The following is a 26,518-nucleotide window of genomic DNA, read 5'->3' as shown; positions in this document are numbered from 1 at the left end:
CATCGCTGATCGCCGGGGAGCTGACTCCTCGCAAGGGGCGAAGCAGCCCATCTCGCAGGGGGCGAAGCCGCTCATGGCGAGGGTCCCGGGCTCATCGACGCTCAGCCGGGCGATCGGCCGGGCTGGAGCCGCCGCCGGCGCGATAGACGCGAAGACCCCGCCGAGCCGGGACCGGGCGATCGACGGATTGCGGGCCATGGCTCTGCTGGCCGTCCCCACCGGGCACTGGCTGCTGGGCGGCTTCACGCTCGGCGCGGACGGGGCCCTGCGCAACGCGAGCCCCTTGTCCGCCTTCGGTTCGCTCGCGCCCATCAGTTGGGTGCTCCAGATGCTCGGAGTCTTCTTCCTGGTCGGCGGCTACGCCTCGGCGCTGTCCTACCGACGGACCCGGCAGCGGGGCGGGTCGGCGGCGGACTGGCTCCGGCAGCGGTTGGCGCGGCTGGGACGGCCGGTGCTGGGTGTGACGGCGGTGTGGGCGGTGCTGATACCGGTGCTGACCGCCGCGGGGATACCGGAGACGACGCTGCGGACAGGTTCCACGCTGGTGGTCCAGCCCTTGTGGTTCGTCGGCGTCTACGCCGTGATCACGGCCCTGACACCGCTGTGCATACGGGCGGCGGAGCGGCTGGGGGCCTGGGCGGCGGCTCCCCTGATCGGTTCCGTGGCGGTGGTGGATTTCCTGCGGTACGGCCCCTACGCGGAGGCGATGCCTTCTTCGCTGAGCCTGTTGAATCTCTTGCCGGGCTGGATGTTCGCCTATCAGCTCGGGGTGTGCTGGTCGCAGGCGCGGCTGGGGCGGCGCGGGGCCTGGGTGCTGCTCGGCGGGGGTGTGGCGCTGTTCGTGGCGCTGTTGGCGGTCTTCCACTACCCGGCGTCGATGGTGGGGGTGCCAGGAGCGGAGCGGACGAACTCCCATCCGCCGTCGCTGCTGGTGCTGGCACTGGCCGCGGCGCAGTGCGGGGCGGCGATGCTGCTGCGGGACCGGATCGGCCGGGCGTTGCGGAGGCCGGGGCTGTGGGCTCCGGTCGTGGTGATCAATCTGTCGGCGATGACGATCCTCTGCTGGCATCAGACGGCGATGCTGGTGGCGGCCGTGCCGGCGTCACTGTTCGGCGCGGTGACTGGCCTGGTCGGGGCGCCGGAGAGCGTGGGGTGGATCGGAGCGCGGTTGGCGTGGATTCCCGTGTTCGCGTTGCTCTTGGTCGTGGTCGGCAGATGGACGCGCGGCTTCGAGTCCCCGTGGGCGGGGACGGGTCGGACCAGAAGGGCGGTGGCCGGGCTGCTGGCGGCGGGTTTCGCGGCATTCGCCCTGGGGTTGGCGTAGACAGGCGGGCGCCGGGCCGCCCACGAGCGTGGACGCCCCGGCGGGGCCGGCGGTGGAGTGGGCGGGCGAGGTGAGTGGTCAGGGTGAGTGGTCGAGGTCGGGCGCCAGGGTCGGGGCCGGTGTCAGGGCCGGGGCGAGGGCCGGGTGTTGCTCTCGCGGCTGCCGGCAGCGGGTCGTGACGTCTGCGGACAGGGGGGCACGGGCGCCTGGGGGTGTTACTCGCGGCCCGCCGAGGTGAAGGTCATGTCGGCGTAGCGCTCGCCGGAGACCTGGGCGGCGAGGGGGTCGAGGAGGGACAGTTCCTCGTCGCTGAGCGAGATACGGATGGCGGCGGTGTTCTCCTCGACACGGCTGCGGCTGCGGGTGCCGGGGATGGGGATCACGGACAGGCCGTGGATGTCGGCCTGCTGGTGCACCCAGGCGAGGGCGACCTGGCCGAGGGTGGCGTGGTGAGCGGCGGCGACCGTACGGATGGGGGTGAGGAGGGAGGCGTTGGCGGTGGCGTTGGTGCCGGTGAAGCGGGGCAGTTCACGGCGGAAGTCGTCGGCGGTGAGTTCCTTGTCGGCGCTGACGAAGGACCCGGTGAGGAAGCCGCGGCCGAGCGGGGAGTAGGGCACGAGGGCGATGCCGAGTTCGGCGGCGGTGGGGACGACGCCCCGTTCGATGTCCCGGCTGAAGAGGGACCACTCGGACTGGACGGCGGCGATCGGGTGGACGGCGTGAGCGGTGCGCAGTTCCTGGCCGGTGACCTCGCTGAGGCCCAGATGCTTGACCTTGCCGGCCTGGACCAGCTCGGCCATGGCGCCGACGGTCTCCTCGATGGGCGCGCCGGGTGCGCGACGGTGCATGTAGTACAGGTCGATGGTGTCGATGCCGAGGCGCTGGAGGCTGGCGTCGACGCTGGAGCGTATGTAGGAGGGGTCGTTGTTGATGGAGCGGTTGGTCGGGTCGTCGGGGTCGATCGACAGGGCGAACTTCGTGGCGAGGACGATCTCGTCGCGATGGGCCCGGAGGAAGGGGGCGAGGAAGCGTTCGTTGTCGCCTGCGCCGTAGACGTCGGCGGTGTCGTACAGGGTGACGCCGAGTTCGAGGGCGCGTTCCAGGGTGGCTCGGGCCTCGTCGGTGTCGGTGGGGCCGTAGGCGAAGGTCATGCCCATGCAGCCGAGTCCTTGGAGTCCGACCTGGGGTCCGTCGGCGCCGAGGCGGGTGGTCGTGAGACGCGTCATTGGGTGAGGTTCCTCTCGGAGGGGGAAGCGGCTGTGGAATAGAAGTCGATCTTGTGGTCCAGGACGGCGAGCGTGTCGCGGAGCTCGGCGATCCGGGTCAGCACATCGCGGCGGGTGGCTTCCAGGAGCCGTTGCCGCTCGGGGAAGTTGTGGTCACCGTCGCGGACGAGTTCGGCGAAGCGGACCATGCCGGCGACCGGCATCCCGGTGAGCCGGAGCTTGCCTACGAGGTCGAGCCAGTCGAGGTCGCGGTTGCGGTAGCGGCGCTGACCGGTGTGGGAGCGGTCGATGTGCGGCATCAGGCCGATCCGCTCGTACCAGCGCAGGGTGTGGGCGGTGAGACCGGTGTGTGCCGCGACCTCGCTGATCGTGTAGCGGTCCTGCCCTTCGGGGCGCGGATACGGGGAGGGCTCGGCGGCACAAGCCGGCTCCCCGGGGTCCGGGCCCGGGACGGAGGTGGTGACGCCGTCCCTGGGAGTCAGGTACGTCGTTTCGGCGGGGGCGTGCGCGTCGGCCGGACGCGGGCCGGTGGGGCTTGTGGGGTGGGCGAGACCGGAGCGGGTGTCCGGACCGGCCCCCGGGGTCGGCGTGGTGGGGGTCAGCGGGGTGGGGGCTGGCGTGGTCTGGGTCACCGTTTCCATCACCGTCATGACCGCCACGCTAGGACCTTGGAGTGCACTCCAGGCAAGCGTGTTTAGGCGGGGTGGGAGGGGAGGGGGAGGGCCCCCTCCCTGGCGGGTGGATAGGGTCGGGAGCATGCAGAGCCTCGGGTTGATGGAAGGGTGGCCGGTTCCGGCTGCCGCTGGTGCGGTGGTACGGGCCGACGGGGAGTTGGTGGGGGCGTTCGGGCCCACCGGGCAACGGTTCGCGTTGGCCTCGGTGACCAAACCCCTGGCGGCGTACGCGGTGCTGGTGGCGTACGAGGAGGGCGCGGTCGAGCTGGACGAGGCGGCGGGGCCGGAGGGGGCGACCGTACGGCATCTGCTGGCGCACACCAGTGGGCTGGCGTTCGACGAGCACAGGGTGATGGCGGAGCCCGGGGGGCGGCGGCTGTACTCGAACGCCGGGTTCGAGGTGCTCGCCGATCATGTGGCGAAGGCGACGGAGATCCCGTTCGGGGAGTATCTGCGGCAGGCGGTGCTTGAGCCGTTGGGGATGGTGGACACGTCCTTGGACGGGAACGCCTCCCCGGCCAAGGACGGGGTGTCGACGGTCGACGACCTGGTGCGCTTCGCCGCGGAGGTGCAGGCTCCCCGGTTGCTCGACCCGCGGACGGTGGCGGAGGCGATGACGGTGCAGTTCCCGGGCACCAAGGGTGTGCTGCCGGGGTACGGTCACCAGAACCCGAACGACTGGGGGCTGGGGTTCGAGATCAGGGACGCCAAGTCGCCGCACTGGACGGGGAGTTCGTCGTCGCCGAGGACGTTCGGGCACTTCGGGCAGACGGGTACGTTCCTGTGGATCGACCCGGACGCGCGGTGGTCGGACGGCCGGGGTGCCGGAGCGGCGTGCGTCGCGCTCACGGACCGGGCGTTCGGCCCGTGGGCGGTCGAGGTATGGCCGAAGCTGACCGACGCGGTGCTCGCCGAGTTGTGAGGGCGGCCGGTGCGCGGGCCGTTCGCCGCTGACGGCCTACGGGTGGGGTGACGCGTTCCCGGAGTCGTCGCGATACAGAGGTCGTCGTGACAGCAAGAGTCGTCGTGACACAGGAGTCGGTTGGGTGTCGCGTCGGCGTGGCGTGCATGGCCTGGCTGTGCGTTGGCGTGGCATGCGCGGCAGGAGTTCGCGTTGGTCTGGTCATGCGCGGCCTGTACCGCGCGGGTCCGCGGGCCGTGCGGTCGGGGCTCACCGGGGGCGGGCCGTCGGAACGGTGAGGGTGTCGTCGCTCGGGGCCGGGCCGGGGGCTGGTGGGGGTCAGCGGGGTGGGCTGGGGCTCATTTCCCAGAGGAGGATCTCGGCCGCGGAGGTCGCGGTGAGCTCCAGGCCCTTCGGGTCGGTGAGACGGGCCGCGTCACCGGGGGCGAGGCGGGTGTCGGGTCCGGGGGTGTCGGGTTCCCCGTTGCGTGACGTGTCGGACTCCCCGCCATGTGGGGGGTCGTGGGGGATGCCGCCGGGTGCGGGGCGGTCCGTCGGGTGCAGCCGGAGGTCTCCGCGGACGACGTGGATGTACACCTGGGCGGCGTCCGGGACGGCGGTGCGTTGGGCCGGGGCGAGACGGCGCACATGGAGTACGGCCCCGGCCTCGGGGACGGCGTACGGGGTGGAGTCGGCGATACCGCGGACGACCTCGTAGCGGGGCTCGCCGCCCGGGTTCAGCGGGGCCAGCCACATCTGGACGAAGGTCAGCGGGGTGGGGCCGTCGTTGCGTTCGACGTGATGGACACCGGTCGCGGCGCTGAGGCGCTGGACGTCGCCGGGGCGCACCACGCTGGTGTGGCCGGCGGAGTCGCGGTGGGTGAGCTCGCCCTCGACGACCCACGTGATGATCTCGGTATGGCTGTGCGGGTGCTCGTCGAAACCGGCGCCCGGGGCGAGGCGTTCCTCGTTGCAGGCGATGACCGCGCCGAACCGGAGGTTGTCGGGGTCGTAGTGGGAGCCGAAGGAGAAGGCGTGCCGGGTGGTGATCCCGGCCTCGGGGTCGCCTCCGGGGTAGCGCTCAGCGGCGCGGCGCACATCCGTCACGGCCCCACGGTAGCCGTCGGTGGATCACGGCGGGCGGACGGCCCGGGTCCATGGGCCGAAGCAGCGGGCGGGTCAACGGCCCGAGGCTGAGGGGGGCGGGCGCCTCGGGCGGGCCGGGCGGTGCGAGCTTTGCGGGTACCTCAGGCGGTCCGGGCGGTCCGGGCGCCCCAGGCCCTGCGGGCGGTCCAGACGGGTCGGGCTGTGCGGGCGGTCCGGGCTGGTCCGGGCGGTCCGACTACGCGAGCTGTGCGGGCGCCCCAGGGCAGTCCGGGCGGTCCAGGCCGTGCGGGCGGTCCAGGCCGTGCGGGCGGTCCAGGCCGTGCGGGCGCCCCAGGCCGTGCGGGCGGTCCAGGCGGCGCCGGGCTGTGCGTGAATTCGGTGGGGCGGGCGGGTGTTGCCCGTGCGGGGGCGGGAGTGGCGGTGACTGGAGTGTCGGGGCCGGGCGCGTGCTTGGGGAGGGGCGGGTGTCGGGGCGGCGGGTCCGCCGGCTGTGCCGTTCCCGGGCCGTCGTCGCCCCCGGGGATACGTTTGGCCGTCCCGATAAGGCAGTCTTGTCATCGTGCCCGAACCCGACGTCGGCAAGACCGATCCCGCAGCCCACGGCGCATCGCGCGGCCCCGCCTCCGGTTCATCACGGGCCGCGGACCCAGGCGGACCACGTGTGCCGGACCCCGGTACGTCCGTCGTGAGGCGTTCCGCGGGGCCGCCGCGCTCCGGGGGGACCCCGCGCGGTGTGCACCCCGATTCCTGCGAGTACGGGGACCCGCCCAGGTCCGGTGGGCGTCCGGCGGGCTCCCGGGCCACCGTGGGTCCGCCGCCCCACGAGCCGTCCCCCACCCGGGCCGAACGGGGCCGTCGAGCCCAGCACGTCCAGCGATCCCAGCACGTCGAGCGGCCCCAGGGGTCCCAAGGTTCCCAGGGGTCCCGGTCGCCCCGGCTACCTCAGGCACTTCGGCTGTCGCGGCCCGTCGCCGTCGCCACGGCGGTCGGTGCGTCCGGTGCGCCTGGTGCGCGTGACGCATCCGGTGCGCCGAGCGCGTCCGGCGCGTCCACGACCACCCGCCCGGTCCGCACCGCCGACCCCGCCCCGATCCCCGCCGGAGCCACCCGCCCCACGGAACCCACCGGACCTGCCGGACCCACACAACCCGCCGACCTCACCGACCTCACCGACCTCACCGGTATGAGCGTTCCGGACAGTGGGGCCTCGGACGACGGTGCCGCCTCGGATGCCGCTGACCGGCGGGCCGCCGAGCGCCATGAGGACGCCGAGTCCGCGCAGCACCCGGCCCGCCGGTCCGCCCCGTCCCGTACCGCCGGCGGCTCAGGCCAGGGCGGCAGCGGCAGTGGCGGCGGCAGGGCCGGTGGCGGCCGGGGTGGGGGCGGGAACGGTGGGGGCGACGACGGGGACGACGGTCATCGTGGGGCCGGCCCCGGGGACCCTCCCCCGCCGCACCCCCACCCCGCGACGCTGCGCAGGCTGGAGAAGTCGTCCGGCAGTCTCGCCGCGCAGGCGATCGCGCGGATGGACGAGACGCTGTCCTGGTACCGGGCGATGCCGCCGGAGAACCGTTCCTGGATCGGGCTGGTGGCGCAGGCCGGTATCGCCGCGTTCACCGAGTGGTTCCGGCGGCCGAACGCGCCGCAGGCGATCTCGACGGATGTGTTCGGGACGGCGCCGCGCGAGCTGACGCGGGCGATCACGCTGCGCCAGACCGTGGAGATGGTGCGGACGACGATCGAGGTGATGGAGTCCGCGATCGACGAGGTCGCGGCGCCGGGCGACGAGTCGGTGCTGCGGGAGGCGCTGCTGGTCTACGCGCGGGAGATCGCGTTCGCGACGGCGCAGGTGTACGCGCAGGCGGCGGAGGCGCGGGGCGCGTGGGACGCCCGGCTGGAGTCCCTGGTCGTCAACGCGGTGCTGTCGGGCGAGGCGGACGAGGGCGCGGTGAGCCGGGCCGCCGCGCTGGGCTGGAACTCCCCCGAGCATGTGTGCGTGGTCCTGGGGACCGCGCCGGACGGGGACAGCGAGCTGACGGTGGAGGCGATCCGCCGGGCCGCGCGGCACGCGAAGCTCCAGGTGCTGACGGGGGTCCTCGGTGACCGGCTCGTGGTGATCGCGGGCGGCAGCGACAATCCGTTGCAGGTGGCGAAGGCCCTGATCGGGCCGTACGCGCAGGGGCCCGTGGTGGCGGGGCCGATCGTCCCGGACCTGCTGGCGGCGACGCGGTCGGCGCAGGCGGCGGCCGCGGGACTGAAGGCGTGCGGGGCGTGGCAGGACGCGCCGCGCCCGGTGCTGGCGGACGATCTGCTGCCGGAGCGCGCGATCGCGTCGGACCCTGCAGCACGCGAGCAGTTGGTGGAGGAGATCTACAGACCGCTGGAGGAGGCGGGCTCGGCGCTGCTGGAGACGCTGAGTGTCTATCTGGAGCAGGCGAGCAGTCTGGAGGGGGCGGCGCGGATGCTGTTCGTGCATCCCAACACCGTGCGCTACCGGCTTCGACGTGTGACTGATGTCACCGGATGGTCACCCTCCGACGTACGGTCGGCGTTCACTCTGCGGATCGCCCTGATCCTCGGCCGGCTGGCCGACGGTGACGTTCCGACGTAGGCGCCTTGTAGGGGGCCTACAATTCCCCCCTCGGTTCTTCGTCCCTGTCCCCACGGGCGGCTTCCGCCGTCGACAAGAGAGAGTGTGAGTGTGCTCGTACTCGTCGCTCCCGGCCAAGGCGCGCAGACGCCCGGCTTCCTGACTCCTTGGCTCGACCTGCCCGGTGCCGCCGACCGGGTGGCGTCCTGGTCGTCCGCCATCGGCCTCGACCTCGTCCACTACGGGACGCGGGCCGACGCGGACGAGATCCGTGACACCGCGGTGGCGCAGCCGCTGCTGGTGGCGGCCGGAATCCTGTCCGCGGCGGCGCTGACCGGTGCGGACCCGGTGGATGCCGCCGACCGTACGGCCGCCACGCCGCTCGCGGGGCTGTCGGCGGATGTCGTCGCGGGTCACTCGGTCGGGGAGATCACCGCCGCCGCGTTCGCCGGGGTGCTGTCCCCGACGGAGGCGCTGCGGCTGGTGCGTACCCGTGGGCTGGGGATGGCGGAGGCCGCCGCGGCCACCGAGACGGGTATGGCGGCGCTGCTGGGCGGTGACCCGGAGGTCGTGCTGCCGTATCTGGAGAAGCTGGGGCTGACCGCGGCGAACGTGAACGGCGCGGGTCAGATAGTGGCGGCGGGTACCGCCGCGGAGCTGGCCGCGCTGGCGGAGGACAAGCCGGAGGGGGTGCGCAGGGTGGTGCCGCTGAAGGTGGCGGGCGCGTTCCACACCAGGCACATGGCCCCGGCGGTGGACGTGCTGCGGGAAGCGGCCGGGAAGCTGGCTCCGCTGGATCCCGCGGTGGCGTACGTGTCGAACAAGGACGGCCGTGCGGTCGCGTCGGGCGGCGAGGTGCTGGACCGGCTGGTCGGGCAGGTCGCGAACCCGGTGCGCTGGGACCTGTGCATGGAGACGTTCAAGGAGCTGGGGGCGACGGCGCTGGTGGAGGTGTGCCCGGGTGGGACCCTGACGGGTCTCGCCAAGCGCGCGCTGCCGGGTGTGCCGACCCTGGCCCTGAAGACCCCTGACGACCTCGACGCCGCTCGGGCGCTGATCGCCGAGCACGCCGGGCAGACGGCCTGAGCCTGAGAAGGAGAGTCCGGAGAGCATGGCGAAGATCAAGACCGGTAGGGGTGCGCAGTACGCGCGCATCCTGGGTGTCGGCGGTTACCGTCCGACACGGGTCGTCCCGAACGAGGTGATCCTGGAGACGATCGACTCGTCCGACGAGTGGATTCGTTCGCGGTCCGGGATCGCCACCCGGCACTGGGCGAACGACCAGGAGACCGTGACGGAGATGTCGCTGGAGGCGTCGGGGAAGGCGATCGCCGACGCGGGGATCACCCCGGAGCAGATCGGCGCGGTCGTCGTGTCGACGGTGTCGCACTTCAAGCAGACCCCGGCGGTGGCGACGGAGATCGCGGACCGGATCGGTACCCGTAAGGCCGCCGCGTTCGACATCTCGGCGGGCTGCGCGGGTTTCGGCTACGGGCTGACGCTGGCGCGTGGCATGGTCGTCGACGGCAGCGCGGAGTACGTGCTGGTGATCGGTGTGGAGCGGCTGAGCGATCTGACGGACCTCACGGACCGTGCGACGGCGTTCCTGTTCGGGGACGGCGCGGGCGCGGTGGTCGTGGGTCCGTCGGCGGAGCCGGCGATCGGGCCGACCGTGTGGGGCTCCGAGGGCGACAAGTCGGAGACCATCAAGCAGACGGTGCCGTGGACGGACTACCGGGACGGCACGGTCGAGAAGTTTCCCGCGATCACGCAGGAGGGCCAAGCGGTGTTCCGCTGGGCCGTGTTCGAGATGGCGAAGGTCGCCCAGCAGGCGCTGGACGCGGCCGGGATCAGCGCGGACGACCTGGACGTCTTCATTCCGCACCAGGCCAATATGCGGATCATCGATTCGATGGTGAAGACACTGAAGCTGCCGGAGCATGTGACGGTCGCCCGTGATGTGGAAACCACCGGCAACACGTCGGCCGCCTCGATCCCGCTCGCAATGGAGCGGCTTCTGGCGACCGGTGAGGCGAAGAGCGGCGACACCGCGCTCGTGATCGGATTCGGGGCGGGTCTCGTGTACGCCGCCACGGTCGTTACCCTCCCCTAGGCAGTCGTGCGGATCTACGGTCCGTACGGAAACTGCTGAGCACACCCTCTGGACAGGACAAGAAGGAGCGCCGAAATGGCCGCCACTCAGGAAGAGATCGTCGCGGGTCTCGCAGAGATCGTGAACGAGATCGCCGGCATCCCCGCCGAGGACGTCCAGTTGGACAAGTCCTTCACCGATGACCTGGACGTCGACTCGCTGTCGATGGTCGAGGTCGTCGTCGCGGCCGAGGAGCGTTTCGAGGTGAAGATCCCGGACGAGGACGTCAAGAACCTCAAGACGGTCGGTGACGCGACCGCGTACATCCTGAAGAACCAGGCCTGATCGCAGGCCTGGCAAGCCTGCCGCCACCCGGCGGTGGCGCCGCTGAATCCCTCGTAACCGTGGAGAAAGAATTCCTGTGAACTCGACCAATCGCACCGTGGTCGTCACCGGTATCGGCGCAACCACACCGCTGGGTGGCGACGTGGCCTCGACCTGGGAGGGTCTGGTGGCCGGGCGTTCCGGTGTCCGTCTCCTCCAGGAGGAGTGGGCGGCGGACCTGCCGGTCCGTATCGCCGCCCGGGTCGCCGTGGAACCGGGCGAGGTGCTGCCTCGCCCGCAGGCCCGCAAGCTGGACCGTTCGGCGCAGTTCGCGCTGGTCGCGGCCCAGGAGGCGTGGCGGGACGCGGGCTTCACCGCGAAGGCCGGTGAGGACGTGTCCGTCGATCCCGACCGGCTGGGCGCGGTGATCGCGTCGGGTATCGGCGGGGTGACGACGCTTCTCGACCAGTACGACGTGCTGAAGGAGAAGGGTGTCCGCCGGGTGTCGCCGCACACGGTGCCGATGCTGATGCCGAACTCCCCGGCGGCGAACGTGGGGATCGAGCTGGGCGCGCGGGCCGGGGTGCACACCCCGGTGTCGGCGTGCGCGTCGGGCGCGGAGGCCATCGGGTACGCCATCGAGATGATCCGCACGGGCCGTGCGGACGTCGTGGTGGCCGGTGGTACGGAGGCGTCGATCCATCCGCTGCCGATCGTCGCGTTCGGCAACATGATGGCGATGTCGAAGAGCAACGACAACCCGGAAGGGGCCTCGCGTCCGTACGACGCGGACCGCAACGGGTTCGTGATGGGCGAGGGCGCGGGCGTCGTCGTCCTGGAGTCCGAGGAGCACGCGAAGGCCCGGGGTGCCCGGATCTACGCGGAGGCCGTCGGCCAGGGCATCTCGTCGGACGCGCACCACATCACGCAGCCGGAGCCCTCCGGCAGCGGGATCGCGCGCGCGCTGCACCATCTGATGGACGCGTCGGATCTGAAGCCGGCGGAGATCGTGCATGTGAACGCGCACGCGACGTCCACCCCGCAGGGTGATGTCGCGGAGGTCAAGGCGCTGCGGAAGGTGTTCGGCGACGATGTCGACCACATGGCGATCTCGGCGACGAAGTCGATGACGGGGCATCTGCTGGGGGGCGCGGGCGGGGTCGAGACCGTGGCGTCGGTCCTGGCGCTGTACCACCGGACGGCTCCGCCGACGATCAACATCGACAATCTTGATCCCGAGGTCGAGGCGGATGTGGTGCGGGGGGAGGCCCGGGCGTTGCCGCCGGGGCGGATCGCCGCGTTGAACGACTCGTTCGGGTTCGGTGGGCACAACGTCGTGCTGGCGTTTCGATCGGTCTAGCCGGCGCTTCGCGCCTGCTGCCCGTGGTGCAGGGGCCTCCGCCTGGTGGTGGGGGTCCCTTTCGCCGTCCCCGGAGGTCCTGGCGGGGGCCGGGGTTTCCTCGGCTGAGCGCGGTTGGCCCTGTGCGGGTCGTTCGTGGGTGCGCAGTTCCCCGCGCCCCTGGATGCTGCCCCACTCGGGGGTTCTACGGGTGCGGGTGCGCTCTCGCGTTTTGCGCAGTTCCCCGCGCCCCTGGGAGGTGCCCCACTCGGAGGTTATTCGGGTGCGGGTGCGTCCTCGCGTTTTTGCGCAGTTCCCCGCGCCCCTGGGGGCTGCCCCACTCGGTAGTCCTACGGGTGCGGGTGCGCCCTCGTGATCTGCGCGGTTGGCCGCGCGACCGGTCCGTGGGGGTCAGACGACCTGGTGGAGCCAGCGGACGGGGGCGCCTTCGCCTGCGTAGCGGAAGGGTTCGAGTTCGTCGTCCCAGGGTTTGCCGAGGAGTTTGGCGATCTCGGCCTCCAGGTCGGTCTCGTCGCGCTGGGAGCGGGCGAGGGCGGCGCGCAGGCGGTCCTCGGGGATGAGGATGTCGCCGTGGATGCCGGTGACGGCGTGGAAGATGCCGAGGTCGGGGGTGGAGCTGTAGCGCTCGCCCTCGGCGCTGGCGCAGGGTTCCGAGGTGACCTCGAAGCGCAGCAGGTCCCAGCCGCGCAGCGCGGAGGCGAGTTTGGAGGCGGTGCCGACCTCGCCCCGCCAGGAGAACTCGGACCGCCAGGTGCCCGGTGCGGCGGGCTGCCTGATCCAGTCGAGGTTGACGCGCGCTCCGAGTACGCCCGCTACCGCCCATTCGACGTGCGGGCACAGCGCGCGCGGTGCGGAGTGCACGTACAGGACTCCACGTGTCGTCACCGGGACCTCCAGGGTGGGGCGAGGGTCGCCTGGTCCGGCGGCCTCGCGCCCGTGCCGAGCGATTTTTCCTCAGAACCAGCGGAAAGCCAATGAAAACAGACAGATGTGACGTGATGTAATTTACCGGAACCTCAGCTGCTCGGTGCCACGGGGACGGCAAGCCCGCCCTGTCACGGCCTGGAGGGGCAGTGACGGGCACCTCGGGGCCGAGGCTACCGTGCGGCGGGGCGCGGAGGGTGACGTACCGTCGGTCCCGCCCGTCGCGAGCCCCGGGCTTTCACTCTCGGGGACGTGCCCCGGACACCCGGTCGGAGGTGCCGGCCACGGCTTCCGCGGGGTGTCGCGGGTCATGGTTTTCCTGGCGGCTCAACCCTGGGGGCCGTCAGCACGTCGTGCAAGGCGACAGAGGGGAGCCGGAGATGCGCAGGCGTAGACACCGTCCAGGCCCGGCCGGCCGGGGTTCGCGGAAGGCCGTGGTGACGGCCGCGGCGGTGCTGGCGGGGGTCGTGGGACTGAGCGGGTGCGACGCGGTGGGCGGTGACGAGCCCGCTCCGTTCAGCGCGTCGGACAAGGCGAAACCGAAGCGGCTGTGGGACCGCAGTCCCCGGTCGATGGCGGCGATCGGGGACTCGATCACCCGGGCGTTCGACGCCTGCTCGGTGCTGTCGGACTGTCCGGAGGCGTCCTGGGCGACCGGTTCCGACGCGACGGTCCGCAGTCTGGCGGTCCGGCTGCTGGGCCGGACGGGTGCGGAGCGGCGGAGCTGGAACTACGCGCGGACCGGGGCCCGGATGGTGGATCTGCCGGAGCAGATGCGGCAGGCGGCGGCGCACAAGCCGGGGCTGGTGACGGTGCTGGCGGGGGCCAATGACGCGTGCCGGTCGTCGGTGGCGGCGATGACCCCGGTGGAGGACTTCCGCGCGGACTTCGAGCAGGCGATGCGCACGCTCCGGCGGACGTCGCCCACGTCGCAGGTGTACGTGGCGAGCGTGCCGGACCTGAAGCGGCTGTGGGAGGCGGGCCGGGGGAACGCGCTGGGCAAGGAGGTGTGGAAGCTGGGGATCTGCCCGTCGATGCTGAAGGACTCGGACGCGCTGGACAGCAAGTCGCAGGCGCGGCGGGACCGGGTGCGGGAGCAGGTGGTGCGGTACAACACGGCCCTCAAGGAGGTCTGTGCGAAGGATCTGCGGTGCCGTTACGACGGGGGCGCGGTGTTCGGGTACCGGTTCGACGACACGCAGCTGAGCACCTGGGACTGGTTCCACCCGAGCAAGGACGGTCAGTCGCGGCTGGCGGAGATCGCCTACCGCAAGGTGACCTCCCGTACGCCGCCCGCGTCCTGACAGCGTCCGCGTCCTGACACTGCCCGCGTCCTGGCGGTCGCGGGGCGCGTCCGGTGTGCCGGGGGTGGACCGCGCGGGGCCCGGTGCGGGCGCCCGCGCGGAACCGTTCTCAGACCTTGAGGTCCGCCCGCAGCCGCAGGTCGGCGACGGAGCGGCCCGCTTCGACGGTGTACGGGCCGTCCGCGAGGTACCAGCCCACGGTCTGCTCGTCCCAGACCTCGAACGCGCGGCGGGCCACGGTGATCACGGCTTCGGCCGTCCCGCCGGGCGCCGCCTCGACCCCGGCGAATCCCGCGAGGCGGCGGGCGGGCCGTCCGTGGCGGGCCGGGTCGGCGGGGGCGAGGTACACCTGGACGACCTCGCGTCCGGCGCGGAGCCCGGTGTTGCGGACCCGTACCCGCACGGTGAGCGCGTCGGGCGCCTCGCCCTCGACGGTGAGCGACTCGTAGGTCCAGTCGGTGTAGCCGAGGCCGTGTCCGAAGGGGTGGACGGGCCAGGCTCCGGCGCGTTCCCAGGCGGTGTACCCGATGAACACGTCCTCCGTGTAGTCGAGGACGCCGTCCTCGGGGACCACCCGGGTGACCGGGGTGTCGGCGAGGGTGCCCCAGGTGGTGGGCAGGCGTCCGCCGGGCTCCTCGGCACCGAGGAGGACATCGGCCAGTGCGGCGCCGCCCTCCTGGCCGGGGAACCAGGTCAGCAGGACGGCCGGTACGTCGCTCTGCCAGGGGAGTTCCACGGGGGCCCCGGAGTTGACGACGACCACGGTCCGGGGGTTGGCGGCGGCGACGGCGCGGACGAGTTCGTCCTGGTGGCCGGGCAGGGCGAGGCCGGTGCGGTCGAAGCCCTCGGACTCGACGCGTTCGGTGGTGGCGACGACCACGACGGCGGTGTCGGCGGCGCGGGCCGCGCGGACGGCCTCCGCGACGAGGTCGGCGGGGTCGCGGCGGGGTCCGAGGTGCAGCAGGGAGAACACCACCCCGGCCAGTGGGGCGGAGGTGTTCGCCTTGGGGGTGAACCGCAGGGACACCGGGACGTCCACGCCTTCGGTGAGGGTGACGTGGCCGCGTTCCCTCGCCTCGCCGAAGAACGCGGCGAAGGGGTCGTCTCCGGCGCCGGTGGAGTCGTCGCCGGAGTGCAGTTCCCGGCCGTCGACGGTGAGGGTGAGGGCGCCGTGGCCGCGGGTGCCGAAGGTGTGCTCGCCGGACTCGCGGGGGGTGAACGTCCCGGTGATCTCGACGCTGTGCAGGGCGTCGTGGGTGACACCGTCGGGCAGGTCGTCACCGAGCCACTGGACGTGTCCGCCCGGCAGACCGGCGGTGGCGAGGACGGTGCCGTCGGCGGCGCGGCAGATCGCCTGGAGCGCGAAGCCCGCTGCGGCGGGGTCGAGTTCGTCGTTGGGGTCGGCGCCGACGGAGTAGCTGAGGTTCCCTTCGGGGAGGGCCGCGGTGAGGCCGTCGAGGGGGGAGACGATCCGGTCGGGGAAGACGGTGGCGGAGCCGCCGCCGAGGACCCGGGCGTCGCGGGCGGCGGCGCCGATCAGGGCGATCCGCCCCCCGGCGGCGATCGGCAGGACCGGGGCGGGAGCGGCCGTGCCGGTACCGGGTGCGGTCCCGCTGGTCCCGGTCGGGGTGCCGGGGACCGGCTCGTTGCGGACGAGGACGAAGCCGCGGCGGGCGATCTCCCTGGCCAGGGCGCGGCCGTCGACGGTCGCGGGCGGCTCGGTGACGACGGGTTCGGCGCCGTCCAGCGCGCCGGTGCGGGCGGCGAGCAGCAGGACCCGCCGGACGGCCCGGTCGACATGGGCCACGTCGATGTCCCCCGCGCGGACCGCGGCGGCCAGCGTGTCCCCGTAGACGGTCCGGGGGCCGGGCATCGCGACGTCGAGGCCGCCTTCGAGGGCGGCCTTGGTGTCGCGGGCGGCGAGCCAGTCGGAGACGTTGTACCCGTCGAAGCCCCATTCGCCGCGCAGGACCTCGTTCACGAGGTAGCGGTGCTCGGTCATGGTGGTGCCGTTGACGGAGTTGTAGGCGGTCATGATGCCCCACGGGTGGGCGTTCGCCACGACCGTCTCGAAGGGGGCCAGGTACAGCTCGCGCAGGGCGCGGGCGGAGACCCGGTTGTCGACGGTGAAGCGGTCGGTCTCGGCGTCGTTGGCGACGAAGTGCTTGACGGTGGTGCCGACCCCGCCGGACTGCACGCCCCGCACATATCCGGCGGCGACGGCGCCGGTCAGCAGCGGGTCCTCGCTGTACGCCTCGAAGTGGCGTCCCCCGAGCGGTGAGCGGTGCAGGTTGACGGTCGGCGCGAGCAGGACGTGGACGCCCTTGCGGCGTGCCTCCTGGGCGAGGAGGACTCCGGCGCGGTGGGCGAGGTCCGGGTCCCAGGCGGCGGCGAGCGCGGTCGGGGACGGCAGGGCGATGGACGGGTCGTCGGCGCTCCAGCGCACTCCGCGGACACCGACCGGGCCGTCCGACATGACCAGGGACCGCAGTCCGATCCCGGGGACGGCGGGCAGCGACCACATGTCCTGTCCGGCGAGGAGCCGCGCCTTGGTGTCCAGGTCGAGCCGGGCGAGCGCGGCGTCGGCGGCGGCCTCCCTGGCCCGGTCGGCCGGGGTGCGGCTGGTGCGGTCCGTCATGGCGTTCCTCCTGGGGGTGGGCGCGGGTCCGGCCCGTTCCGGTCCTTCCATCCTGCACCCGTACCTGTGAATCGGTAGGTTTCGTTATCTTCTCGTTATCAAACGATGTCGTACGGTCCTGGGGACGGCAACGGGCAGCGGAGAGGGGACCGGCGGATGACGCCCAGGACCAGGAAGGACGCGCGGCGGGCGGAGATCGTCCGGGCCGCGCTGGAGGCGATCGCGGAGCGCGGCTACCGCGGCGCGAGCCTCGCCTCGGTCGCCGAGCGGGTCGGGCTCACCCAGCAGGGGCTGCTGCACTACTTCCCCACCAAGGACGACCTGCTCGTGGCGGTCCTCGCGGAGCGCGACCAGTGGGACTCGGCCCCAGGGTCCGGCTGGCGCGCCGATCTGCTCACCGCGCTCGTCGAGTACAACGTGATGCGGCCCGGGGTGGTGCAGACGTTCTCCGCGCTGCTCGGGGAGAGCGTCACCGAGGACCATCCGGCCCGCCCGTACTTCACCCTGCGGTACACGAGGGTCCGCGCGGAGATGGCGCGGTCGCTGCGCGGCGAGTACGGGGAGCGGCTGCCGTCCGGCCTCACCCCCGAGCAGGCGGCGCCCCTGCTGGTCGCGGTCATGGACGGTCTCCAGTACCAGTGGCTGCTCGATCCGGAGGCGGTGGACATGGCGGAGGCGTTCCGCGCGTTCCTGACCCTCCTGGGTACGGAGCCCCGTACGGGGAGTTGACCGGGGCGGGGACGGTGCGCGGGGCGGGACCTGGATGCCGTCCCCGGGGGCCTGGGGGGCTGGTGCGGGAACTTGTGGGGCTGGTGCGGGGAACTCCCGTACCGCGATACTCACTCCACCCCACAGGCAACGGAGGTCTCACGTGCACGGTTCGACACGGACGGCGACACGTACGGTGGCGCTCGCGGCAGCACTCCTGCTCGGCCTCACCGGCTCCCCCGCGACGGCCGCCCCGGCGGCCGGCGCGGACATCGGCACCCCGACGGCCGAGGAACGGCGGCTCGACCGGGCCGTGCCGCAGGAGATCCTGCGGCGCTCCGGATTTGCCGCGCTCACCCCCGCGTTCGGCCGTGCGCTGGCCTCCGCGGACTCCTACGGCGAGGCGCGGCGGGCCGTCGACCGGCACGGCTCGGCGCTGTGGGACCGCGCGGTGGACCGGGCGCAGGGCCGGGGCCCGGTACGGGGGGACCTGAGCCGGGACGACGACCGGCCGCTGTACTGGGCGCGGCTGGCGATGAGCCGGGAACTGCGCTCCTGGCAGCCTGGGTTCGAGCTGGGCGGGGAGCGGCGGGCGCGGCTCGTCGAGCTGCTGGAGACGGTGTCCCGGGGGCAGGACTCCCTCCGTTTCCCGGAACGGGACGGTGACCGGCGCGGGGCGGGGGCGCCGCTGCGGATACTGGTGACCGGGTTCGACCCGTTCACCCTCGACCGCGACATCCGGATCAGCAATCCTTCGGGCGCCGCCGCGCTCGCCCTGGACGGCACGGTGATCCGGACCGCGCGGGGGCCCGCGCGGATCGAGACCGCGCTGTTCCCGGTGCGCTGGCAGGACTTCGCGGACGGTGAGGTCGAGCGGACGCTCGGGCCCCATCTCGACGACATCGATCTGCTGACCACCATCAGCCAGGGCCGGGTGGGCCGCTTCGACGTGGAGCGGACCAACGGGGCATGGCGCGGGGGCTTCCCCGACAACGCCAACGTCTCCCGTACGGAGACCGTGCCGGTCGCCGGGCTGACCGGCGTCCAGCCGCAGTGGTCGTCCAGCAGCCTGCCGTACGCGGCGATCGTGGCCGCGCCGACCGGGCGGTTCCCGGTACGGGACAACACGTCCGTGACGGAGATCCCGCTCGGGGGTACGGCGGCGGTGGACCGGGCGGACGGGCCGACGGCGGGGTCCACGGCGCGGGCCGGGGGCGGGGGCAACTATCTGTCCAACGAGATCGCGTACCGGGCGACGCTGCTGCGGGACCGGTTCGGTCCGGCGGGGCTGCCGGTGGGGCATCTGCACACGCCCGTGCTGGAGTTCGGGGCGGGTAACACGGATCCCGTGGCCGGGGTGGTGAGCGATCCCGGGCATGTGCGCAACCGCGTCGACATCGTGTCCCAGATCCGCACGGTCCTGACGGTCGCGGTCCGCAGTTCCCCGCGCCCCTAGGTTCCTTCAGCTGGGCGTACCTGTCCCCGTGCGGGTCGCCTTCGCTCGCGCCTCTGGGGTTCCCCACCTGGGCGTACCTGTCCCCGTGCGGGTTGCCCGTGGGTGCGCAGTTCCCCGCGCCCCTGGATGCTGCCCCCTTGCGGTCGCTCCTAGAGTGCGGGTCGCCCTCGTCTTCGCGCAGTTCCCCGCGCCCCTTCGGGGGCGCCCCCTGGGGCTGTCGTCAGGCTGCGGGCCAGCATCAACCGGGGCTGCGGTTGGACCCCCCTCCTCGTGCAGTCGCTCGGCTGCGGGAGGGGGTGGGCGGGAATCTCTGCCCGCAGACTCCGATGCTCTTCAGTAGGACCACATGTACGTCCGACCGAGCGCGTTGGAGCGAGGACGGAGAATCCCGACCGGCACCGACCCGAAGAACAGACAGAACGCGCCCCAAAGGGGCGCGGGGAACTGCGCGAAACCCACGAACGACGGCACAGGAACAATCGCGCCCACCCGGACAGACCTCAGAAGCGAGGACTACGCCGCGTCCGCGTCCGCCACCGAGCCGGACGGCTTCTGGTCCTCGCCCATCAGGTCCCGTGCCATCATCGTCGCCCCCGCGACCGCCCCGGGCATCAGGAACACCGCGACGAACGGCACGAGGAAGGCCAGCGCCAGCGGCGTACCGAAGCCCCAGACCATCATGCGGCGGTCCCGCAGCATCTGAAGACGCGTACGGACATTGATGCGGCGCCGCTGAAGCGCGACCGCGGTCAGCTCCTCCGCGAGGAAGAAGCCGGTGACGAGGAACCCGATCACGGGGATCAGCGTCTGCCCGACGACCGGGATGAACCCGAGGCCGAACAGCAGCACGCCCCACACCGCGGCGCGGGCCACGATCCGCAGACTGTCCCGCGCGGAGATCCACAGTTCCTTCCACAGCGGCAGGTCGGACACGGGAGCGGTCCCGTCGGGGGACACGTCCCGGTCGACCTGCTCGGACAGCTCCTCGTAGAAGGGCTGGCCGATGAGCAGCGTCACGGCGGTGAAGGTGACGACGGCCAGCAGCAGCGACAGCCCGAAGAGCAGGGCCGTCAGGAAGCCGCGGAACAGGCCGAGCCAGGGCGAGCCCCAGTCGTCGGCGAACGGGGTCGCCCAGCCCACGAAGTCGTCGCCCCACAGGAACAGGCCCACCAGGGCACCCGCGTAGAGGACGAGCGTCACGAGTCCCGGTATCAGTCCGAGGCCGAACGCCTTGCCGTGGGCGGCGACCCAGCGCTGCCCGCTCACCAAATACTTGAACCCCACCCCAAGATCACGCATAGGCGCACGATACCCGGGGCGGGGCGGGGGTCCTGACGGCCGCGACGCGGCCGTCAGAACACTGTGACGGTCGTGTCGGTGCTGTGACGGGCGGGCCCGGTCAGCTGTCGAGGGTGACGATCATCTTGCCCGTGTTGTCGCCGCGCAGTACCCCGAGGAACGCCTCCAGCGTGTTCTCGATGCCGTGGACGACGGTCTCGCGGTACTTCAGCTCCCCGGACCGCACCCAGCCGCCGACCTCCTGGACGAACTCCGGCTGGAGGTCGTAGTGGTCGCCGACGAGGAAGCCCTGGATACGGCCCCGGGTCTGGATCAGCCGGGCGAGGTTGCGGGGGCCGGGGGACGCCTCGGTGTCGTTGTAGACGGAGATCGCTCCGCAGATCGCGATACGGCCGTCCCGGTTGAGGCTGCCGATCGCCGCTTCGAGGTGGTCGCCGCCGACATTGTCGAAGTAGACGTCGACGCCGTCGGGCGCCGCGGCCTTCAGCTGCTCGTGGACGGGGCCGTTCTTGTAGTTGAACGCGGCGTCGAACCCGTACTCCTCGGTGAGGAGGCGGACCTTGTCGTCGGAGCCCGCGGAGCCGATGACCCGGCCCGCGCCCTTGAGCCGGGCGATCTGGCCGACCTGGGAGCCGACGGCCCCGGCCGCGCCGGAGACGAAGACGGTGTCGCCCTCCTGGAGCGCGGCGACGCGGAGCAGTCCCGCGTACGCGGTGAGACCGGTCATGCCGAGCACACCGAGGTAGGTGCTGAGCGGGGCGAGGCCGGGGTCGACCTTGACGGCGTGGCTCGCGTCGAACACCGCGTACTCCCGCCAGCCGAGGAAGTGCAGGACGTGGTCACCGACCTCGACGCCCTCGTCCCGGGAGGCGATGACCTCGCCGACCGCGCCGCCCAGCATCGGCCGGTCCAGCTCGTACGGGTCGACGTAGGTCTTCACGGCGTTCATCCGGCCCCGCATATAGGGGTCGACCGAGAGATGGAGGTTGCGCACCACGACCTGTCCGGGGCCGGGCTCGGGGATCTCCGTCTCGCGCAGGGCGAAGTCGGAGGGCTGCGGCCAGCCGTGCGGGCGGCTGAGCAGCAGCCATTCACGGGAGGTGGTGGGGGTGGCGGTCATGGGGGGACTCTCCTCCTGGGTCGGGCGGTCGGACGCGCGCTGCCGGTCGGGCACACACCGCGCTCCACGCGGTACGCCGTGTGCGGTACGTCATGCGCGGTACCGCACGGGCCGTACTTCACATGGTGAAACTTCATATTCTGAAACAAATACTTGTCTTAATATTTCATGATGTCAAGTATCGGGGTAACCTGATCCGCATGGCCACCGAGCACCGCACCCCGCCCGTCGATCCGCTGACCCTGGAGGTCGTCGAACTGATCGGCGCCGTCGTCGCGCGGTACCACGAGGAGTACGAGGAGGTCGCCGGGCGGCACGCGCTGACCGGGGTGCAGGCCAGGACGCTCGCGCTGCTGTCGCTCGGGCCGCTGCCGATGCGCCGGGTCGCGGAGAGCCTCAAGTGCGAACCGTCGAACATCACCGGCATCGTGGACCGGCTGGAGGTCCGCGGGCTGGTGGAACGCCGCGCGGACCCCGACGACCGGCGGGTGAAGCTGGCGGCCGCCACCCCCGAGGGGCAGCGGCTCGCCCGCGTCCTGCGCGACTCCCTGGACTTCGCCCGGGAACCCCTCGCCGCGCTCTCCGACGCCGAACGGCTCGCCCTGCGCGATCTGCTGCGCCGGATGCTCCCGGTCTGACCGGTCCGCCGGGTCCGCCGGGTCAGACTGCTCCGAACGGTCTGACCGGTCCGACCGGCCTGATCGGTCAGGCCGGCGGGAGCGGTCTCGTCTGAGCGGCCCGTGCCGGGGGGTCACGGGCCGCCCCCTGATACGCGCGCCGGGCGCCCGGCGTTCACCGGAGCCCGGAGCCGGGGTCGGAGCCGGGGTCGGAGCCCAGGCGGGAACACGGGCCGGGGCGCGGGCCGGAACGCGGGCCGGGCGTCAGGTCCAGGTGCCGAGTTCGCCGCGCAACCGCTGCGCGCGCAGGACGAGTTCGAGTTCGAACCGGCGGTCCGGGTCGTCGATCTCGTCGCCCCACAGCTCCCTGATCTGCCGCAGCCGGTAGCGCACGGTCTGCGGATGGACGCCGAGCCGGCCGGCGACCTCGGGGGCGCCGCCCCGGGTCTCCAGCCAGGCGAGCAGGGTCTCCGCGAGCCGCCGCCCATGGGTGCGACCGCAGTCGGCGAGCGGGGCGAGGGCCCGGCGGGCGAGGTCGTCGATCAGTTCCTCGGGCTGGAGCAGCACCAGGGCCTGGGTGTGCTCCGTGCACAGCAGCACCTCCCCGGTGGGCAGCAGTCCGCGTTCCATCAGCCGGACGGCCGCCTCGGCCCAGCGCAGCGACTTCGCCGCGTCGACCAGCGGCACCGGCGGACCGATCGCGCCGGACCAGCCGGTCATCGCCCGGCGCAGCAGTTCCGGGCGGCCCGCCGCGTCCGGTTCGGGCACGACCACCCGGGGCAGTTCCGCCTCCATGTCCAGCAGCACGCCCTGGCCGACGGCCGGCGCCACCGCTTCCCGCGCGGGCCGCAGCAGCACACCCGCGGCGACCGTCGTGGGCAGCGGCCAGCCGATCCGCGCGGCGCGCTCCGCGAGGGCGACGGCGAACTCGGGCGGTCCGTGCGGGCCGTGCGCGGCCTCGGGGCCGGCCGGGGAACGGACGCGTTCGGCGAGCAGGAGTTCCATCAGCTTGCGCTGGAGCCGCAGCCGCTCCCCCGCCTGCCGGGCGGCGGCCTCCGCGTAGCCCCGCACCGACTGGTCGACGAGTCCGTCGAGGTACTCGTAGCCCGCGTCGGCGAGTTCGTACATGGCGGGCGGCGGGATGTCGACGCGCTGGCCGATCTCCGCGAGGCGGCGCCACGCGAGCCGGACGCCCATCCGGTAGATCGCCTGGAGCGAGTCGAGGGTGCGCCCGCCGAGTCCCTCGCCGCGGCCGAAGTCCTGGAAGACCTCGGGATGGACCCGGGGCCGGTCCTCGGGGGAATCCAGATGCTGGACGAAGACCTCGATGGCGCGGCGGATGCCGACGAGGGACTTGGGCTCGCCGGAGTCGTCGAGGATGACGGGCAGATGGGGGTACTCACGGCGGATCTCGCCGAGGATCTCCTCGGCGAGGACGGGCACCTCGGCCATGGCGAGCGCGGCGAACTGCCGCACCTGGGTCCGGGGCACGTCGTGCCAGGCCGACAGCGGTCCCCCGGGGTGCGGGCCGGGGCCGGGCGGCACGGGGCCGGCCGGTGCGCCCGGTGGTCCGGGGGTGCCCCGGCGAGCCGGGGACGGGGAGGGGACGACGGCCACGGGTCAGCGCTCCTGCGGGGCCGTCTCGTACGTCACGAGCGGGGTGTTGGGCTGTTCGGGGGTGGCGTCGAGCAGTGCCACGACACCGACGGCGGTGCCCGCGGCTAGGGCGGCGGCGACCACGACGGTGATCGTGGCGGCGAGCAGTCTGGGCATGTGCTGGGTCCAGCCTCTCCGGTCGAAAGGTCGTCCCCACCCTGGAAGATCCACACGATCCATGATCCGTACGCTGTGCGCCGCTGGTCACAGGCTTGAGGGCCATCGGCCGTCCTGTGGCGACGCGTGCCGGTCCCGTCCGGCTGGGGTCAGTCTCGACAAGCATTGACACCTAGTCAAGGGTGCGCCTACGGTTCCCGGCCCATAACGCGCCCTCGCTTTTCCTCGCCGCGCGCTCACGCTCCGTCACCTCGTGACGGCGTCCTCCTTCGATCCACCTCACCGTGTCGAGCTGTCCCGACCCCTCCCCTGGAGTGCCCGGATGCGACGTACCGCCTCACCCCTGTCCCTCGTCCTGCTCGGCGCAGGCACCTTCCTGCTGGTGCTCGCCGCGATGCTCGCCTGGTACGTGGAACCCCGTGCCCAGCGCACCCCCATCGACACCGACGTCACCACTGTCTTCGCAGGTCAGGGCAGCTACTTCGATACGAAGAAGGTCAAGACCGTCAAGGGCACACCGCTCACCATCACCCGTAAGGTGCGCGGCGACGTGGCCGACAGCGAGAAGAGCGGCCGGGCCATCTGGGACGTCGCGACGAGCGTCGACACGGACGCCTCGCTGCCGGCCGCCGATCCGCACGACGCGCTCCAGTGGACGCTGGAACGCTGGGTGACCGACCGGAAGACCAACCGTCCGGTCCACTGCTGCGAGGAGAGCCCCTATTTCGAGGGCGAGGCGTATCTGAAGTTCCCGTTCGGCGTGGAGAAGCGCTCGTACAGCTGGTGGGACAACACGCTCGGCGGGACCGTGCAGCTCGCCTACCAGGGCACGAAGAAGATCCAGGGCCATGAGGGATACCGGTTCACGGCGAAGGTCGACGCGGTGAAGACCGGCACACGGCAGGTGCCCGGAATGCTCGTCGGGCAGCCCGCGCGGGGCCAGGTGCTGGCCGAGGAGTGGTACGCCAACCACGGCATCGAACTGGTCGCCGACCAGCGCACGGGCCGCATCCTGTTCGCGGCGATCGGCCCCCGCAAGACGCTGCGGGCGCCCGGCGGGGACACCGACGAGGTGGTGCTGCTGGAGAGCGAGCGCATCGCGTTCACGAAGGACACCCAGAAGAAGCAGGTCGAGCTGGCCGCCGCGGACGGACGCAGGCTGGTCCTGGTGGGGCTGACGGTGCCGGTGGGGGCGGGGGTGCTGGGCCTGCTGCTCGCCGCCGCGGGCACGGTGCTCGTCGTCCGGGGGCGCCGGAAGGACGACGGGGCGGCTCCGGCGGCCGAACTGTCACCCAGCTGAGGGGGTACGGGGGGTAACAGGTGCCGAACTTGTCACCTCGGTGAGTAGCCGCAGCGAACGGCTGGGCGAAAACTGTCCATCCCACCCAACACCATCCGTGCAGCACCCCAGCACATTCGAGCACGACCCCGTCCCGTACCGGGGTCCGCTCGCCCCGTTCCGAACCGTTCCGTGACCTCGGTGCGACCCGTACCGACCGCCCTCGCCGTTTCCCGTACGGCGTCCGGCGTTCCGTACCGCGCCGCACCGCCCGCTCCTCTCCACCCGTACCGCCCATCCCCACCCGTACCGCTCGGACGTACCGCTCGGAGTACCCGACCGGTGCCGGGACCGCGCCGCACCCTCTTCCCCCCGGGGCGCGGTCCCGGCACCGCGGTGTCATGCACCGCACAGAAACGGCGAACCCGCCGGACCGCGAACCACCGCCCGTCACCGCACCTCTCAGCACGGCACGGCACGGCACCACCGCACCACCCGCACCGCTCACGACCGCACCGCACCGCACCACCACCACCGCACCACCACCGCACCGCACCGACCCCGTTCGTCGACCGTCCCCACGGTTGCTCACCCCGAGACGAGTTGGAGCACCACATGCCCCAGCACGTGCCCGCTTCGCCGCGCACGGCCGCACCGCGGTCCGCGCAGCCACCGGCGGCGCCGCCCGCAACGCCCCGCCGCATCGTGTTCCTCACCCGTCGTGACCTCGGCAACCCGGCCGCCGGGGGCTCCGAACTGCTCGTCGACAAACTCGCCGACGGCCTCACCCGGCTCGGGCACCAGGTGACCCTGGTGTGCGGCGGGCCGGCCGCCCGCCGCGACTACCGGGTCGTGTCGGCGGGCGGCGACCTCGGTCACTATCTGCGGGCCCGCCGGACCCTGGCCCGCCAGGTCGGTGACTGCGATCTGCTGGTCGAGGTGTGCAACGGCATGCCCTACCTGGCGCCGCTCTGGCACCGGGGTCCCACCCTCTGTCTGGTCAACCACGTCCACACCGATCTGTGGGACATGCGCTTCGGCGGGGGTCCCCTCGCCCCGGCCGGACGGCTCGGCCGCAAGCTGGAGCACTGGGCGCTGCGGGAGGGCCAGCGGCGCAATCTGATGGTCGCCGTGTCGTCCTCCACCGCCGACGCGCTGGGCGCCATCGGCGTGGAACGCGACCGCGTCCGGGTCGTCCACAACGGGGTCGAGGAACCGGGACCCCAACTCCCGCGCTCCGGTGAGCCGTTGTTCCTCGCGATGGGACGGCTCGTCGAGTACAAACGGATCGATCTGCTGCTGCGGCTGTGGGAGCGGGTCCGGCTGGTGACCGGCGGCCGGCTCGTCATCGTCGGGGACGGCCCCGAACGCGCCCGGCTGGAACGGATGGCCGGTCCCGGGGTCGAGTTCGCCGGACATGTCACGGAGGCGGAGAAGCACCGTCTGCTGTGCGCGGCCTGGCTGTTGCTGCATCCCTCGGCCGTCGAGGGCTGGGGGCTGGTGGTCACCGAGGCGGCGATGTGCTCGACCCCGACCGTCGGCTTCGACGTACCCGGGCTGCGGGACTCCGTCGACGACGGGGTGACCGGGGTGCTCGCCCGGGGCGAGAGCTCGTTCGCCGCCGCCTGGTGCTCGCTGGCCCTCAGCGAGCGGCGGCGGGCGTCGATGGGCGCCGCCGCGCGTGAGCGGGCCGCCGGTTACACGTGGGCGAACACGGTGCGCGCGTTCCGGGACGTGGCCGTGGAGGCCGCGACCGGACAGCGCCCCGCCCCCGTGACGGCGTCCGCGCCGATCCCCGCCCC

Annotated in this window: 21 protein-coding genes and 1 pseudogene; 13 read left to right on the top strand and 9 right to left on the bottom strand. The window is 72.7% G+C overall.

Annotation, left to right across the window (positions count from 1 at the left end; translation table 11 throughout):
- Positions 1 to 73: 73 nt before the first annotated feature.
- Complete coding sequence (locus OG711_RS27605) at positions 74 to 1,324, top strand: acyltransferase family protein (RefSeq protein WP_405674997.1); 1,251 nt, start codon at positions 74 to 76, stop codon at positions 1,322 to 1,324.
- 215 nt (positions 1,325 to 1,539) lie between these two features.
- Here the strand turns inward: OG711_RS27605 and OG711_RS27600 are convergent, their stop codons facing one another.
- Together OG711_RS27600 and OG711_RS27595 are read right to left on the bottom strand one after the other, a co-directional pair.
- Positions 1,540 to 2,550 carry an aldo/keto reductase gene (locus OG711_RS27600; RefSeq protein ID WP_329561104.1) on the bottom strand — a complete coding sequence of 337 codons (1,011 nt, stop codon included), beginning with the start codon at positions 2,548 to 2,550 and terminating at the stop codon, positions 1,540 to 1,542.
- On the bottom strand, positions 2,547 to 3,032 hold the full coding sequence (locus tag OG711_RS27595; RefSeq protein ID WP_073794199.1) for a MerR family transcriptional regulator: 486 nt from the start codon (positions 3,030 to 3,032) through the stop codon (positions 2,547 to 2,549). The genes OG711_RS27600 and OG711_RS27595 overlap by 4 nt, the downstream gene beginning before the upstream one ends.
- Before the next feature lie 274 nt (positions 3,033 to 3,306).
- Between OG711_RS27595 and OG711_RS27590 the strand changes: the two genes are divergently transcribed.
- Complete coding sequence (locus OG711_RS27590) at positions 3,307 to 4,146, top strand: serine hydrolase domain-containing protein (protein ID WP_266515094.1); 840 nt, start codon at positions 3,307 to 3,309, stop codon at positions 4,144 to 4,146.
- A gap of 318 nt (positions 4,147 to 4,464) precedes the next feature.
- Here OG711_RS27590 and OG711_RS27585 read toward each other — a convergent pair whose 3' ends face one another.
- Positions 4,465 to 5,232 (bottom strand): pirin family protein, encoded by a 768-nt coding sequence (locus tag OG711_RS27585; protein WP_329561101.1) that lies wholly within the window; start codon positions 5,230 to 5,232, stop codon positions 4,465 to 4,467.
- 1,183 nt (positions 5,233 to 6,415) lie between these two features.
- Here OG711_RS27585 and OG711_RS27580 point away from each other — a divergent pair.
- The 5 genes from OG711_RS27580 (at position 6,416) to fabF (ending at position 11,598) form a co-directional block, all read left to right on the top strand.
- A complete protein-coding gene (locus OG711_RS27580; protein WP_266515100.1) occupies positions 6,416 to 7,843 on the top strand; it encodes a PucR family transcriptional regulator in 1,428 nt (475 codons plus the stop codon).
- Between the two features lie 90 nt (positions 7,844 to 7,933).
- Positions 7,934 to 8,908, top strand: coding sequence for an ACP S-malonyltransferase (locus OG711_RS27575; RefSeq protein ID WP_266518167.1), 975 nt, complete (start codon positions 7,934 to 7,936; stop codon positions 8,906 to 8,908).
- Positions 8,909 to 8,933: 25 nt separating this feature from the next.
- Positions 8,934 to 9,935 (top strand): ketoacyl-ACP synthase III, encoded by a 1,002-nt coding sequence (locus tag OG711_RS27570; RefSeq protein ID WP_073793544.1) that lies wholly within the window; start codon positions 8,934 to 8,936, stop codon positions 9,933 to 9,935.
- 75 nt (positions 9,936 to 10,010) lie between these two features.
- A complete protein-coding gene (locus tag OG711_RS27565; protein WP_073793545.1) occupies positions 10,011 to 10,259 on the top strand; it encodes an acyl carrier protein in 249 nt (82 codons plus the stop codon).
- A gap of 76 nt (positions 10,260 to 10,335) precedes the next feature.
- On the top strand, positions 10,336 to 11,598 hold the full coding sequence (fabF, locus tag OG711_RS27560; protein WP_073793546.1) for a beta-ketoacyl-ACP synthase II: 1,263 nt from the start codon (positions 10,336 to 10,338) through the stop codon (positions 11,596 to 11,598).
- A gap of 390 nt (positions 11,599 to 11,988) precedes the next feature.
- Here fabF and OG711_RS27555 read toward each other — a convergent pair whose 3' ends face one another.
- Positions 11,989 to 12,483: a DUF3145 domain-containing protein gene (locus OG711_RS27555; RefSeq protein ID WP_073793547.1), complete on the bottom strand. Its 495-nt coding sequence runs from the start codon at positions 12,481 to 12,483 to the stop codon at positions 11,989 to 11,991.
- Between the two features lie 419 nt (positions 12,484 to 12,902).
- On the opposite strand from OG711_RS27555, the gene OG711_RS27550 reads away from it, so the two are divergent.
- A complete protein-coding gene (locus OG711_RS27550) occupies positions 12,903 to 13,826 on the top strand; it encodes an SGNH/GDSL hydrolase family protein (RefSeq protein ID WP_073793548.1) in 924 nt (307 codons plus the stop codon).
- Positions 13,827 to 13,935: 109 nt separating this feature from the next.
- Here OG711_RS27550 and OG711_RS27545 read toward each other — a convergent pair whose 3' ends face one another.
- Positions 13,936 to 16,464 (bottom strand): glycoside hydrolase family 3 protein, encoded by a 2,529-nt coding sequence (locus tag OG711_RS27545; RefSeq protein ID WP_329561096.1) that lies wholly within the window; start codon positions 16,462 to 16,464, stop codon positions 13,936 to 13,938.
- 156 nt (positions 16,465 to 16,620) lie between these two features.
- Between OG711_RS27545 and OG711_RS27540 the strand changes: the two genes are divergently transcribed.
- Together OG711_RS27540 and OG711_RS27535 are read left to right on the top strand one after the other, a co-directional pair.
- Entirely contained in the window at positions 16,621 to 17,193 is a 573-nt protein-coding gene (locus tag OG711_RS27540; RefSeq protein ID WP_266515113.1) for a TetR/AcrR family transcriptional regulator, read from the top strand.
- A 142-nt stretch (positions 17,194 to 17,335) separates the two neighbouring features.
- Positions 17,336 to 18,628: a pyroglutamyl peptidase gene (locus tag OG711_RS27535; protein WP_329561094.1), complete on the top strand. Its 1,293-nt coding sequence runs from the start codon at positions 17,336 to 17,338 to the stop codon at positions 18,626 to 18,628.
- 513 nt (positions 18,629 to 19,141) lie between these two features.
- Here the strand turns inward: OG711_RS27535 and OG711_RS27530 are convergent.
- Complete coding sequence (locus tag OG711_RS27530; RefSeq protein WP_329561091.1) at positions 19,142 to 19,927, bottom strand: EI24 domain-containing protein; 786 nt, start codon at positions 19,925 to 19,927, stop codon at positions 19,142 to 19,144.
- Positions 19,928 to 20,027: 100 nt separating this feature from the next.
- Positions 20,028 to 21,047, bottom strand: coding sequence for an NADP-dependent oxidoreductase (locus OG711_RS27525; protein WP_329561089.1), 1,020 nt, complete (start codon positions 21,045 to 21,047; stop codon positions 20,028 to 20,030).
- A 200-nt stretch (positions 21,048 to 21,247) separates the two neighbouring features.
- Between OG711_RS27525 and OG711_RS27520 the strand changes: the two genes are divergently transcribed.
- The gene (locus OG711_RS27520) at positions 21,248 to 21,685 is read left to right on the top strand and encodes a MarR family winged helix-turn-helix transcriptional regulator (protein ID WP_073793553.1); all 438 of its coding nucleotides are present in this window, start codon (positions 21,248 to 21,250) and stop codon (positions 21,683 to 21,685) included.
- A gap of 243 nt (positions 21,686 to 21,928) precedes the next feature.
- Here the strand turns inward: OG711_RS27520 and OG711_RS27515 are convergent, their stop codons facing one another.
- A complete protein-coding gene (locus tag OG711_RS27515) occupies positions 21,929 to 23,209 on the bottom strand; it encodes a helix-turn-helix domain-containing protein (RefSeq protein ID WP_329564075.1) in 1,281 nt (426 codons plus the stop codon).
- A gap of 75 nt (positions 23,210 to 23,284) precedes the next feature.
- Positions 23,285 to 23,437 carry a hypothetical protein gene (locus OG711_RS27510; RefSeq protein ID WP_178391163.1) on the bottom strand — a complete coding sequence of 51 codons (153 nt, stop codon included), beginning with the start codon at positions 23,435 to 23,437 and terminating at the stop codon, positions 23,285 to 23,287.
- 322 nt (positions 23,438 to 23,759) lie between these two features.
- On the opposite strand from OG711_RS27510, the gene OG711_RS27505 reads away from it, so the two are divergent.
- On the top strand, positions 23,760 to 24,737 hold the full coding sequence (locus OG711_RS27505) for a DUF3068 domain-containing protein (protein WP_329561085.1): 978 nt from the start codon (positions 23,760 to 23,762) through the stop codon (positions 24,735 to 24,737).
- A 594-nt stretch (positions 24,738 to 25,331) separates the two neighbouring features.
- Positions 25,332 to 26,483: pseudogene (locus OG711_RS27500) on the top strand (glycosyltransferase family 4 protein); the annotation flags it as partial.
- Positions 26,484 to 26,518: the final 35 nt, after the last annotated feature.

The sequence above is a fragment of the Streptomyces uncialis genome (genome assembly GCF_036250755.1).
Classification (GTDB): domain Bacteria; phylum Actinomycetota; class Actinomycetes; order Streptomycetales; family Streptomycetaceae; genus Streptomyces; species Streptomyces uncialis.
This window is presented reverse-complemented; position numbering and strand designations above follow the sequence as displayed.